Origin of the sequence: Rhodococcus sp. LB1 (genome assembly GCF_001583455.1) — a bacterium.
GTDB lineage: Bacteria > Actinomycetota > Actinomycetes > Mycobacteriales > Mycobacteriaceae > Rhodococcus_F > Rhodococcus_F opacus.
Window position 1 is genome coordinate 36,906 of record NZ_LTCZ01000201.1, and the last position, 11,747, is coordinate 48,652.

The 11,747-nt window shown below is 64.9% G+C and carries 13 protein-coding genes and 2 pseudogenes; 10 read left to right on the forward strand and 5 right to left on the reverse strand.

Annotation, left to right across the window (positions count from 1 at the left end; all coding sequences use genetic code 11):
• The coding region (locus tag AZG88_RS25325) for an Lsr2 family DNA-binding protein (RefSeq protein ID WP_082833473.1) at window positions 1-387 on the forward strand (387 nt) is incomplete at its 5' end.
• A gap of 485 nt (window positions 388-872) precedes the next feature.
• Here the strand turns inward: AZG88_RS25325 and AZG88_RS25330 are convergent.
• Complete coding sequence (locus AZG88_RS25330) at window positions 873-1,496, reverse strand: TerD family protein (protein ID WP_061699575.1); 624 nt, start codon at window positions 1,494-1,496, stop codon at window positions 873-875.
• Between the two features lie 213 nt (window positions 1,497-1,709).
• Here AZG88_RS25330 and AZG88_RS55725 point away from each other — a divergent pair, with 213 nt between their 5' ends.
• Window positions 1,710-1,973: a hypothetical protein gene (locus AZG88_RS55725; protein WP_442971750.1), complete on the forward strand. Its 264-nt coding sequence runs from the start codon at window positions 1,710-1,712 to the stop codon at window positions 1,971-1,973.
• Window positions 1,974-2,019: 46 nt separating this feature from the next.
• Here the strand turns inward: AZG88_RS55725 and AZG88_RS25340 are convergent, their stop codons facing one another.
• The gene (locus tag AZG88_RS25340) at window positions 2,020-2,283 is read right to left on the reverse strand and encodes a DUF4193 domain-containing protein (RefSeq protein WP_061699560.1); all 264 of its coding nucleotides are present in this window, start codon (window positions 2,281-2,283) and stop codon (window positions 2,020-2,022) included.
• A 434-nt stretch (window positions 2,284-2,717) separates the two neighbouring features.
• On the opposite strand from AZG88_RS25340, the gene AZG88_RS25345 reads away from it, so the two are divergent.
• The 6 genes from AZG88_RS25345 (at window position 2,718) to AZG88_RS25370 (ending at window position 7,647) form a co-directional block, all read left to right on the forward strand.
• Window positions 2,718-3,677: a type IV toxin-antitoxin system AbiEi family antitoxin domain-containing protein gene (locus AZG88_RS25345; RefSeq protein WP_061699561.1), complete on the forward strand. Its 960-nt coding sequence runs from the start codon at window positions 2,718-2,720 to the stop codon at window positions 3,675-3,677.
• Complete coding sequence (locus tag AZG88_RS25350) at window positions 3,674-4,624, forward strand: nucleotidyl transferase AbiEii/AbiGii toxin family protein (RefSeq protein ID WP_061699562.1); 951 nt, start codon at window positions 3,674-3,676, stop codon at window positions 4,622-4,624. Before AZG88_RS25345 ends, AZG88_RS25350 begins: the two co-directional genes overlap by 4 nt.
• Window positions 4,625-5,125: 501 nt before the next feature.
• Entirely contained in the window at window positions 5,126-5,467 is a 342-nt protein-coding gene (locus AZG88_RS25355; protein WP_156517612.1) for a hypothetical protein, read from the forward strand.
• Window positions 5,468-5,988: 521 nt separating this feature from the next.
• Complete coding sequence (locus tag AZG88_RS54135) at window positions 5,989-6,573, forward strand: hypothetical protein (protein WP_231914193.1); 585 nt, start codon at window positions 5,989-5,991, stop codon at window positions 6,571-6,573.
• Window positions 6,574-6,963: 390 nt separating this feature from the next.
• Complete coding sequence (locus AZG88_RS25365; RefSeq protein ID WP_156517613.1) at window positions 6,964-7,308, forward strand: hypothetical protein; 345 nt, start codon at window positions 6,964-6,966, stop codon at window positions 7,306-7,308.
• Between the two features lie 72 nt (window positions 7,309-7,380).
• Window positions 7,381-7,647 (forward strand): hypothetical protein, encoded by a 267-nt coding sequence (locus AZG88_RS25370; protein WP_061699565.1) that lies wholly within the window; start codon window positions 7,381-7,383, stop codon window positions 7,645-7,647.
• Window positions 7,648-8,072: 425 nt separating this feature from the next.
• Here the strand turns inward: AZG88_RS25370 and AZG88_RS25375 are convergent, their stop codons facing one another.
• Both AZG88_RS25375 and AZG88_RS51975 read right to left on the reverse strand, forming a co-directional pair.
• Window positions 8,073-8,462, reverse strand: a complete 390-nt coding sequence (locus AZG88_RS25375) for a DUF4234 domain-containing protein (RefSeq protein ID WP_061699566.1) — start codon at window positions 8,460-8,462, stop codon at window positions 8,073-8,075.
• A gap of 253 nt (window positions 8,463-8,715) precedes the next feature.
• Complete coding sequence (locus AZG88_RS51975) at window positions 8,716-9,297, reverse strand: hypothetical protein (RefSeq protein ID WP_156517614.1); 582 nt, start codon at window positions 9,295-9,297, stop codon at window positions 8,716-8,718.
• 107 nt (window positions 9,298-9,404) lie between these two features.
• On the opposite strand from AZG88_RS51975, the gene AZG88_RS25385 reads away from it, so the two are divergent.
• Window positions 9,405-9,746, forward strand: coding sequence for a hypothetical protein (locus AZG88_RS25385; protein WP_061699567.1), 342 nt, complete (start codon window positions 9,405-9,407; stop codon window positions 9,744-9,746).
• A 122-nt stretch (window positions 9,747-9,868) separates the two neighbouring features.
• Window positions 9,869-10,711 (forward strand): annotated as a pseudogene (locus tag AZG88_RS25390) (AMP-binding protein); the annotation flags it as partial.
• A gap of 689 nt (window positions 10,712-11,400) precedes the next feature.
• Here AZG88_RS25390 and AZG88_RS54140 read toward each other — a convergent pair.
• Window positions 11,401-11,747: pseudogene (locus tag AZG88_RS54140) on the reverse strand (hypothetical protein); the annotation flags it as partial.

Below are 11,747 nucleotides of genomic sequence, written 5' to 3' on the forward strand. Positions count from 1 at the left end.
ATTTCGGCCGAGATCGTGCAAGCTTTCCGTGACGCTCAGGCAACGAAGGCTCAGGCAAAAGCGGTGCCGGCGAAGAAGACGGCCACGAAGAAGGCTCCGGCGAAGACGACGGCCGTGGAGAAGGCTCCGGCGAAGAAGACGGCAGGGGCGAAAACGACAGGGGAGACGACGACAGGGGAGACGACGGCCGCGGAGAAGGTTGTCGAGAAGGAGGCTCCGGTGAAGGGAGCGGCGGCGGGCACGGCTCCGGCGAAGAAGACGGCCAAGGAGATTCGAGAGTGGGCGATCGGGGAGGGCCGTGAAGTGTCCTTCCGCGGTCGGATTTCGGCCGCAATCGTGCGTGCCTTCCATGACGCTGCGGCGAAGTTGCCGGCTGTGGGCGGCTGAACCGAGTGGTGTCCGCTCTTGAGCGTGACACACCGACTCCGGGTTGCCGGGTTCTCTCAATCCGACGGACGTTCAGTGGACGAACCCTTACCTGTCTCTTCGAAGCCAGGCTCACCGAAGATGAGCGCGCCGGTGTCACAGCCATGAACGCGGGCGGACGGTCGGTGCGACTGGTACGGGCGGTTGCATTCACGAGCGCTGGTCGACAGTGTGCGCCGAGGGGCCGATGGGAGTTCGCTGGCACCTGCTGGGTGAGTGTCGGTGCCGAGAACTGTCTCCCCGTACCAAAACGGCCACTATCGGTGGCCGAATCTGCCCGGGCGGTGTGTCGCTGTGTGGTCTTTCTCGCGGTCAGGCGAGGCCGATCAGCTTCGGTTCAGTCGGTGGTCGATTACTGGCACTCGCTCTGACATCGTGGTGTGGTTGTCGGACGTGGGTCGTCCGTCCGGCGGCGATCACCCCTCGGTCGGGCCACTCGGGTGCGGTCATTTGCGGGCGGCGGTCCATTTCATTCCCGAGCGGTAGGCTTTGGAGATTTCGGATTGGGTTCCGTTGATGTATCGCACTTCTCGTGTGGCGGTGAATTCGTTCTTCTCGTTCTTCAGTAGGGCGATGGCGCAGGATCGGGCGCGGTTGTCGGGAGAGTCGAGGCGTACTTCTACTTGGGGGCCGTGGGGTGGGTACAAGGTGACCACGCCGTCGGCGGCGGACCAGTTCGGGGTGCCGTCGTAGATGTAGGCGAAGATGAGGATGCGTTTGAAGTCGGCGAGGTGGGCGAGGTTGATGTGGAGGTTCTCGCCGCCGGTGTTGGTGCCGGAGCGGTCGTCGTCGTCGAGGGCGATGTAGGGCGGGTAGTTCAGGTCGCCGAATGCGTTGCCGAGTGCTTGGACGACGCCTTTGGACGCGTTGTTGAGGTGGTAGAGGCAGGCGAGATGGAGGTCGATCGTGCCGTTGCCGAGGAGTCCGCGCCGGCCGCGGGTCCAGTTGAGGTTGATCCGCATCGTGCCGGTGTAGCCGCCCTTGGCGAGGGACACGGTGGGGGCTGGCTTGGTGAGGGTGATCTTGCTGAGCTGGACCCGCGGCCCGCCGACGCTCGCGCGGTTCGTCATCGGCGCGTTCACCGGGGGTGCGCGAGCGGCCTGCTCCTCCGGCATCGGGCCGTGTCCCAGGTCCCGACCCATCGCGTGGATCTCGAGCAGCGGGTCGATGAGATGTGGGGTTCCTGTTGCCGGGGATCATGCCGTTGATGGCCGGTCCGGGAGCTGGTTCGCAGGAGCGCCGCGGCCGACATCATCGGGGAGATCATCGCGGACGACGCGGCAGTGACCGACCCTGGCGGTGGTGGGCACGTGTGGGCGCCGGTGCATCGGTGGGGAATCGCGGTCGACGACGGGCGACTGACCTTCGTCGACACCGAGGACCTGACCATTGATCCGAGTTTCCACCACCCCATCCCGGAACGTGATCGGGATGGGGCCCGTGGCCCACACCCGGCCGGCACCGGGGAGATTGACGGCGGCACACCGCCGCCCGCGGGCGGGTCCCGCCCCGAGATGTCGGGATGCGGGATGCTCGTGCGGCGGTGAGGAGCCCAGGGCCATCCGAGGTAGCCGGTGGCTTCCGGTGTTCCTTTTAGGTGCAGTCCCGGCAGATCAGCTGCGCGGGGTCGGCGAGGCGGCTGCGGTGGTGGACGAGGAAGCAGCTGGTGCAGGTGAATTCGTCTGCCTGTTCACCGGACAGGTCGGCGCCGGGCAGTTCGAAGGATTCGGCGGTGTCGGTGTCTTCGACGTCGACGACGGGGGACTGGGTGTCTTTCCGGCTGGCGGTCAGCTGTTCGAGGGAGGTGTCCGGCTCGTCGGATTCGGTGACTCGTGGTGCGTCGTAGTCGGTGGCCATGGCTGTTTCGTCCTCATGCTCTGGGTGTTCGGACTCGCCAGGATAGGAGGGGTTCGGTGGCACGATGCAACCGGCCGGCTGCCGCTCGATCCCAGGCGGGCGGGGATCGTGCTCTGTCGGTTCGATGGGTGGCTGCCGGTTGTCCCATTGTTGTTTGCTGTCAGGGTAATTGGCTCTGTCGGTGTGTGGGCAGGTGGTGGGTTGGGGATTTAAGATTCGCCGCGTCTGGTTGGGCCTTTGGATCGTGCCAGTGCTGATGGGTGGGTGAATGTCCATCTGTCGGTCCGTCGGATGGGTCCCCGCGCAGTCGGTCGTGCGCCCGGGCTGCTGCGTCATCCGGCGTGGGTGTCGGCATCCTCACCGGCCCACTTCATGATGGCACGATAGTTACATGTCCTGCCGTGAATATTAGGAATAGTGTGTATTATTACGGCATGAGATCAGATAGTCGTGCTGGGAAGGTGGTGGCGCTGGCTGCTGAGCAGGGGGGTGTGGTGACCAGCCGGCAGGCGCGGGCGGTGACGTCGGTGTCGGTGCAGCAGCTCAAGCGGATGGTCGATTCGGGGGTGCTCGAGCGGCTGCATCATGGGCTGTATCGGCTGGGACGGATGCCAGAGGATGTGCACCTGGATGCGCGGGTGGCGTGGCTGGCGCTGGACCCGGATGCGGTGGTGTGGGAGCGGCTGGATCAGGCGGTCCCGACCGGGGTGCTTTCGCATCGGACCGCCGCCGGCCTGCTTGGGCTGGGGGATCTGGACGCTGATGTGGTGGAGCTGATCGCGACCCGGCGGATCCGGCTGTCGCTGCCCGCGGTGGTCGTGCATCGGGGTGTGCTGTCGCGGGAGGATTGGCAGCTTGTCGACGGGCTGCCGGTGACCACCCCTGCCCGCACCATCGCCGATCTAGCCGCCGCCGGCACCGATGCGGGGCATCTGGCGTCGGTGGTCCGCGACGCCCTCACCCGAGGCCTGGTCACGGTGGAGGAGGTGGTGGCGGTGCTGTCCCCGCATGCCTTCGACTACGGGCACCGGGCGCTGGACGGGCAGGGTTTCCTCGAGGTGCTGATCTCGCAGGCGGGGGTGCCGACCACCATGCTGGCGGTCGCGGACTTCGCCCGCAAGAACACTGCCACCGCCGCTTCCGCCCCCGCTTCGGATGCCGGGCAGCTGGACGTCGCCGCTCTGATGAAGGCGGTGACCGAGTCACCGCAGGCGCGGGATGCGCTGATGCGGTCGCTCGTCGCCGCCCTCGGGCAGCCCATCGCCAGTGACACCAGCCCCGACGCCGGCGCCGGGGCTAACGCATCCGCCCACCAGGCCGTGGGGCGGGCCAGCACGACCGGATCCGACCAGCCCGCCCGGAGGTCTCGGTCAGCGAAGACGGCCGACCGGTGAGCCCGGTGTCGCGGTCCCCGCAGGCGGTGCGGGCCAGTATCACCGATCGCCTCAACCGGTACGCCCGAGAGCACGGCCAGAACATCGCCCTGGTGCGCCGCCGATTCGTCATCGCCCGCTTCCTCACCCGCGTCTTCGACGCCGACCCGGACGGGTGGATCCTCAAGGGCGGCATCTCGATGATGGTGCGCCTACCGCAGGCCCGCTACAGCAAGGACATCGACCTCCTTGCCGCCGCCGACCTTGCGGACTCGGTCGACGAGCTGCGCCGCGCGGTCCGCGACCACCACCTCGACCACTTCCGTTTCGAAGTCGGCCCGTCCACCGAGCTCAGCCACGACAAGGGGGTCACGGTCACCGTCACCGCCTCTCTCGGCGGCAAAACGTATGACAGCTTCTCCCTCGATGTCGTCGGCAGCCGCCGCTCTCTCGTCGGCGAGATCGAACGCCGCCCGATCCCGCGGCTGGTCGACACCGACGACTTCCCACCCGAGACCAGCGTCCCGCTGTATCCGCTGGCGGATCAGATCGCGGACAAAATCTGCGCGATGTATGAGGTGCACGGCGTGGCAGGGGTGGCGTCGGGACGGTTCCGTGATCTGGTGGATCTGCTGCTGATCAGCATGTTCCTGCCCATCGATCTGACCTCCACCGTGGACGCGGTCGAACGGGAACGACGCGTCCGCGGCCTGCCCGCACTGCCGGCGACTCTGGTGAGCCCGGGGCCGGCGTGGACGACGCAGTGGGCCAAGGCCGCCCGCAACTCTCCACTGAGCGCGGACCTGCACGACCTCGAGAGTGCGCTGGTTGCCGCGGGCCGCTGCTACGACCGCATCCTCGGCTCGCTTCCTGCCGCGCGGCGGCCGGCGGTGTGGAGTCATGAGCGCAACGCCTGGGAAACAGCAGAGCAAGCGGCCCTCGGAGTAGAGGAAATCGAGCTCGGGTGACCGCGAGAACCGCGATCCCATCTAGGAGGGGACCTTCACTCGAACGGTAACGCAGGGAGTAGGGGACGACGGTGAGCTCGATGGATGGCGGTGTGGTGGCTGTAGGTACCAGATTCCGTCTGAGCTGCAGGATATGAGGTGCTAAATCTCGCGAGCTCTCAACGTGATGTGGTCGGTCCACCCACCGCCTCACCGACCCGCCCGGGCTTCCTCGTCTCTGTTGGAGACCGTGCACAGTGCGGTTTAGTGGACTCGGCGCCGGGCGGTATCTGCGACCGGTGGCGGTGGTCGGCGGGGAGCCCAGTTGGCGGTCCATACAGTTTCACCGAAATCGTCATCACAGGTCATATGCGTGAGCGCCTCGACAATGGTGTTGCATGCGTGGCAATCCATGTTCTGGGAGGGCAACGGATTGCTCGCGGACATGAGGAACCGTCCGATACGACGAAAGACAATGGGCTCGATCTCACCCATGTACGTATGTGCGGCGTGGACTAGTAGGTGCTGACAGCATTCAGTCGGTCCACTCCTTTTGGGCACAACGAGGTCGGGTTCGCTAAGGCGCATGAGCGGATGCTCCCTGATCCGAATGACTTCATGACGCTTCAAGGTCTGATCGCCCCGGCGGATCGTGGCCGACTTTTCGTAGTCGTGTTCTTCCCGTCCCTCATGCCAGTAGGCCCCATCGAATTCGACCACAAGTACGAAATCGTCGAGGGTGAAAGCCATATCGGTTCGAAGTCCGTACATACCACCGACCTTGTATCCCAGTTTGCCCTCTCCCAGGACATAGTTGAGGATTCCAAACAGATTGATTTCAAATTTCGAAACCCCCGGAGGTAGATCTGCTCGGCACGTATCACAACCTTCGGCTGCGTACCGACGTCCTGCCTGCAAGTGTCTACCCGTCATGGTTCAGACGGTAGTCCGTCCGACCGACACGCCGAGGATCCCCAACAGAGGAACTCTAGTGCGCGGCGCTTGTTCCACGTCGAGTCGGCCAGGCCCACCTCACGCGCGACCAACGATTATCACGTGGTCGAACGGTGCAGTCAGGCCTTCGACGTAGTGTTCGAGTGCAGTCAGCCCCGGCGACGACCGCTACGAAAGAACTGTTCCAGCAATCGCATGAGTGATCGCAGTGTCCAGCGCGTTGTTGTGAAGGGGTCTTCGAGCATGCTGGTTTGTTCACAAGGGCGACGACCTCGCCGAAGATCGAGGTGCCCTCAAACCACTGGTGGTCGCAGTTCGGGGGGCTGTTGGTTCCAGATTCCGTATTGCCGAACTCCGACGTTCTTTACACTCTCATCACGCCCGGGTGAGCGGTACCTCGTGTTGCAGTGAGAGAAGGGTTGGTCCAGCGAATGACGGATCAAGCGAGCGAGCGTGGCGGCGACGCTGACCTGAGTCCGGTGGAGCGATGGCTGGCCAACAGCAAACCCATCGAGTCGCACGAGCCGAAGCCCTTCGTCCCTTTGGTGGATGTGACCGTCCCGGGAAGCTTCGTCGGTGTGCCGCCGCTAAGGCCGCCGGCGCCGCTTCCGGTGAACTACAAGCCGAACATCCTCGCCGGCTTGGTTGCGTGTCTGGCGATCGTCGTCGGCAGTCTCGGTCCTTGGGTGACATCTCTCAGTTTTGGGGTGGCGGGTACCGCAGGCGACGGGGTGATCTCGCTGGTGCTGGCTGCGGTGGCCGCCGCCGCGTTGTTCGCGATTCACGCGCGGGGTGGTTTCACGAAGTTCGGGGATCGCTGGCTTGCGCCGGTGGCCGGCGTCCTGGTTCTCGGCATCGGGATCATAGATGCGGTAGAAGTCAGCGGTAACGAGGTTGAGTTCATGAATGCGATGGTCTCGACTGGGATCGGCTGGGGACTGTGGGTGGTCATCCTCGCGGGTGCAGCGCTGAGCGCCTCGTCCTGGGTGGTCGCCCGGATTGTCGGTAACCGATAGGGAGTCGTTCGCGGCTGATCGAGGGCTCGACTCGATTCGGATGATTGCCGCCGAACACCATTCGCGTCAATTCGGGCCGAGTCGACGAAGCCTCGTCTCCGCCATCACGGCACGCGGATCATGTGGGCGCGCGCCGGTGAAGCGATGCGTGGACGGTAGGCGCGTTGAGCGGTCTGTGCACGGCCCGACCGCGATGTACCCGGCAGCCACTTGCGCGATGGTGTGCGCCAAATGTGCTCTGACGGCCTGCGCAGACTGCCGCTTCCGCCGGTGTCATTCGAACGAATGACACCGACCCACTGCATCGCAGCGACTTGTTCGACAAGGCAGACCGGGTGCGAGGGTGTGGGGTATAAATCACGAAGAGGTCTGAGTGTGCGCGGAGGGGCTATGACGAACCCGTTCTACCCCAAAGAGCCTCGCCGGGATGAGCCTCGCCCTGACAGCCCGGGGAGGAGTGCTCCGCCGCCACCGAAGCGGCCGACGAATGCCGACCGCGTGTGGCCATGGGCGCTGGGCGGCATTGTCATCGGCGTGCTGGTCGTCGTCAGCGTCGTGGTTGTCGCCACCGTGAACGACGGTGACGAGTCTCTGGGGTTGGTGACCACCACGAGCCGGGCGGTGCTGTCGCCCGCGCAAAGCGAGCGCAGCCGTCAGGCCGTGGACGCCGAGCGCGCCCGTATCGACGCGATCAATGCCGCGAAGTTCGACAGGTCTACCTACGAGGTGATCTAGGACCGGGACCTTGCTCTGCTCGCCAGGTCGCCTGATGCCGCGAAGGGGCGCAAGCTGGTCATTCATGGTGTTGTGACGCAGTTTGACTCGGGCACGGGAGCCACCCAATTTCGGGCGGGTGTCGCTGGTGCTCAGCAGGACGCGTGGTACGACTACGACATCAACGTGGTGATCGCAGGGTCGAGCCCGCCGGTGGTTGCCAACGTCGTCAAGGATGACCTCGTCACGATCTGCGTTGAGGTGGCGGGTGCATACCGATATGACATGACGCTCGGGGGCAGCATGACCGTCCCCCGGTTCACGGCGAACATCGTCGATGTCACCGGCACGACCGGCTAGTGCTACTCCCGGCGGCCTCACGTAGCGGAATTTACCTCGGACATGGGCGGGGAGACAGGAAGGCTCGGGTAGAGCGACTGCAGAGCGGATTTTCGTAAACATCGAGCTGATTTCCAATCCGATTCGAGCTTCCGATTGGGTCTGCGTCTCTGATGTTTCAGCTGATGACTCTGACTCTGGCAGAGCAAGTATACGGCATGGCAATGAGCCTCCCCCGTTTCTCCGGACAGCCCCATCGCGATCCGCGGATCGGCGTCATGCTGGCGGGACGAGGGCCGCCCTGTCCACACCCGCGACGTGAGATGACGTTGCGCGAGGCGATCGAAGAGCACCCGAGACGTACTCCGAAGCTTCCGCATCAGGCGGCCGGGTGCATGATGCGGAGGTCGGGTCTACTCGCACGTGATTGATCGGGTTCTCGGGGGCTACGCGGGTGCGTGCTGGGTGGTTCGGCTGGAGTGGATGTCGACGAGAATGTTGATGCGGCGTTGCAGGTATCGGGTGTGTGAGCCGAACCAGATCGGTGCCCACAGCCAGGTGACAACTGGTGATACCCGCGTCGAGGATCCGACCTGGGTGTGGGCCTGGTTGAGGCGCTTTGCGGTCCGGGACAGGCCGATGAGCCCGTAGATGGGGACAAGTTGGGACCACCACCGGGTCCAGGCTTCGCGGCTGACGCCTGCGGTGGCGGCCAGTTCCCCGCCGATGCGGTCGTACCAGACCAGGTAGTAGATGCCGAAGGTGATGACGGTGAGCCACCACAGGCCCCAGGCCCCTTGCTTGCGAATCGCCGACGGCGGTTGAACAGTGGTCACAGTTTCCCCCTCGATGTGAAGTTCTTCCAGACCGCCCGAAACAGCCACGGTGTGAATTCTTCTGTGCGGCTATGTCGGCGACCGAGAGTCGTCACCCTGAATCAGACTACGTAGTCCGGAGCGGCGGTATAGATCAAATGAATGTATCTGTAGGTATCGCAAATAGACTGAAGGTGCTGTTGTTTCGACGGTTTGGCTTGGCAGGCATTCCGCACTCCGGGCTACGCACGATTCTCATCGGGCGCGCAGCCTTTCAGTACCCGATGCTGTCGCAGAGTTTCGGGTCGGTGATGTAGCCGGCTTCGCAGCCGTTGCGGGTTTGTATCTCGCCTGAGGTGGGTTCTTCGCCGCATCGGGTGCCGCATCGGTCGGCGCCGATGACCGGGGTTCCGTCGGGCCAGTAGCAGCCGCTGTCGTAGCAGGAGTATCCGCGATCGGAGATGGTGCCCACGGGTGCGTGGGTGACGGCATCTGGGTCGGGGTAGGTGCCGTCGGTGTAGGGGTTGTGGCAGGTCATGCCGTCGCATTCGAAGGTGTTGGCTTCGCGTTCTTGGCGGAGGTATTCGTCGCCGCCGAGCTGGTCGAAGCACCATTGTGAGAAGGCGAGGGTGCCGTCGCTGAATCGTGCCGGTCCGGGTGTGCCTTCGAGGCATTCGACGATGTGCGGCTCCTCCTCGTTCACCGGTGCGGCGGGTGGGTCGGTGGTGGCCGGCGCGGCGGCGGGGGTTTCCGGCGGCGGGGGTGTGTCGAGTGTGGTGGTCGCCGAGGTGCTGCCGGCTGCCTGTGTTGGCGGTGCGTGGGTGCTCCATCGGTGGTCGAGGGCGCCCGCGGCCACCGCGGCGCGTAGCCGCTGGCGGTCCTGTCAGGGGCGGTCGGCACCGGATGGTGTCGGCCACGGTCGCTACGCTTGTGGTCGGCGCTCGACGAGAGCGGTAGCGATGGGTGACGGTCACTTTGTCCACGCCGGTCGTGAACACGTCCGGCACCACCGGACCGATTGCGAACGGAGGGATTGACATCAATAAGCTCAACAAGGACTTCTATCTTTCCGAGATGGCGCGTGCCAGTGCGAATGCTCGGAAGGTGCTGCGTGTGCAGTGGGCGTTCCTCGGCGCGGCCTGCGTCTGTGTGGGGCTTCTCGTCGTGTTCGGCGGGTGGTGGTGGCTTCTGGCGATCGTCTTCGCGGTGGGGACGCTTGTTCTGGCGATCTTTCAGCTTCGATTCGTGCGGGAGTCGAGGAAGGCGTCCCGGGCGTTCGATGCGTTCGGTTCGACGCCCTCGTAACGGCCGGAGGGCTGAAAGCCGATTTCCCTCGTTGGTGAAGGCGGGCAGCGGGGGGCAGGGGGAGTCGTAGTGGGTGGTGGCGCCGCAGGGGCGGCCGTTGCGTCGGTCGGGCCGCATCTTTCGTGCACACCCGCCCCAAGCCCGCCGCGTATGCGGCCGCGAACGGCACCCTCTACTTCGCAGTCCCCACAATCTGGTCGAGAATCGCCGATGATCCCGACGCCGCCCGCGCGCTCCGGTCTGCCCGGCTCCTGGTGTCGGGCAGCGCACCCCTCCCCGTTCAGGTCTACGACCGCCTTGTCGAGCTCACCGGGCAGGCACCCATCGAGCGATACGGGATGAGCGAAACCCAACTCGTCCTCAGCGCCCGCCCCCACGAGCGGCGGCGAGGCTGGGTGGGGCTGCCGGTCGCGGGCACCCAGACCCGCCTGCGCGGCGAGGACGGTGGGCTCGTCCCGTCCGACGGCGACACCGTCGGGCAGCTCGAAGTCCGCGGCCCGTCGCTGTTCCGCGGGTACCTGGGACGACCCGAAGACACCGCACGCTCGTTCACCGACGACGGGTGGTTCATGACCGGAGACCTTGCGGTGCAAGACCGGTCCGGATGCCACAGGATCGTGGGACGGGCCTCCACCGACCTGATCAAGTCGGGTGGATACCGGATCGGTGCCGGCGAAATCGAAACGAGCTTGCTCAACAACCACACCGTCAAGGAAGCCGCCGTCGTGGGCCTGCCCGACACCGATCTCGGTGAACGCCTGGTCGCCTACATCGTTCCGTCGGACGACCGCCGAGACAGCAGTCAGATCGAAAAGGAACTGATCGAGTACGTCGGTGTGCACTTGTCACGGCACAAGCGACCGCGTGAGATCCGCATCGTCGAGAGTCTTCCGCGCAACGCAATGGGTAAGGTCCAAAAGAAACGCATTGTCGAACAAGCACTGGCGGAAAGGGTGTCGTCGTGAAGGAGTGCTCATCCGCCTCCGCCCTCACCGAGCCGGCGAATCCGCCGGCGGACTCGCTCCGGGACACCATGGCACAGCGCTGAGTTTGCTGGTGTGCTGACGGCCCGCACCCGGCTCGGGTACGGGCCGTTTCGTCTGTGATGGGGCGGCGACCTGTGATGATGACATGCCTTGGCGTGTGATGTGGGTGCCGGCGACGGGTCGGGGAGGGTCGCCGGCACCGGGGTGTGGGGTTCGGCGGGCGCGCGGGTGTCCCGGTTCGCCCGACTCTGGCAGTCTTTGAAAGACTGTTGATGTGTAGCATGTTTGAGATGGATTGATATGCATGGTGGTTCGAAGTCTTGTGCACAGGTTAGGAGTTCGAAGCACACGCGCGCGAGATAGCGAAGCACGATCCGCTTGTTCGCCGAGTTGGGGGACCGCGCCGCGAATTCCTTGGCGACCGCGACTTTGAGGGCTGTCGCCGGTGCGGCGCCGCCGTCGAGTAGCGCCGACATGGGGCAAGAGTACGGGCCGCTGATACACCGCCCGCGGGGTGACGACGATTAGTCCGACCGGCGACCGATCCGGCAGAATGGGGTATTGACCTGCAGTGATGGCAGGTCCCCTAACGGAAGGACTGGGCCGGTACTGGAGTGTGCGCAGGTTCGTTCAGGTCGCTGCGCGAGGTATCGACCGATCTCAGCTGGTCATAACGTTGGGCGCCGGGCTTTGGGGCTCGCGCATGATTTCACTCGTATCTGATGGATTCCATGAGTTAAGTGTGCAATCCGCGAGTTGCTAGCGGATTGCGATACTCGTCGGCCGATAAAGAAACGGACTCGTAGCTTTCCGAACCGTTCGTCCGCGATGCGCAGGACATAGGTTCTTCGGGTGGCCGAGCCGTATGGCCCGGCGGCCGGGCCGATCGCCGCGGCCAGGTCGACGGATTCGAAGGTGACGAGCTCGCGGAAGGCGGCGTACGCCAGATCCATCGAGGCCAGGGCCTCCTGGGCGCAGTCCGCGCCGCCTTCATTGATCTTTGCCTCCGGCGGTG

Coding starts and splice junctions, on each gene's coding strand:
- AZG88_RS25330 (WP_061699575.1), bottom strand. CDS start 1,496: ATGACGAACCGCGCGAGCGTCGGCGGGCCGCGGGTCCAGCTCAGCAAG.
- AZG88_RS25340 (WP_061699560.1), bottom strand. CDS start 2,283: ATGGCCACCGACTACGACGCACCACGAGTCACCGAATCCGACGAGCCG.
- AZG88_RS25345 (WP_061699561.1), top strand. CDS start 2,718: ATGAGATCAGATAGTCGTGCTGGGAAGGTGGTGGCGCTGGCTGCTGAG.
- AZG88_RS54135 (WP_231914193.1), top strand. CDS start 5,989: ATGACGGATCAAGCGAGCGAGCGTGGCGGCGACGCTGACCTGAGTCCG.
- AZG88_RS25365 (WP_156517613.1), top strand. CDS start 6,964: ATGACGAACCCGTTCTACCCCAAAGAGCCTCGCCGGGATGAGCCTCGC.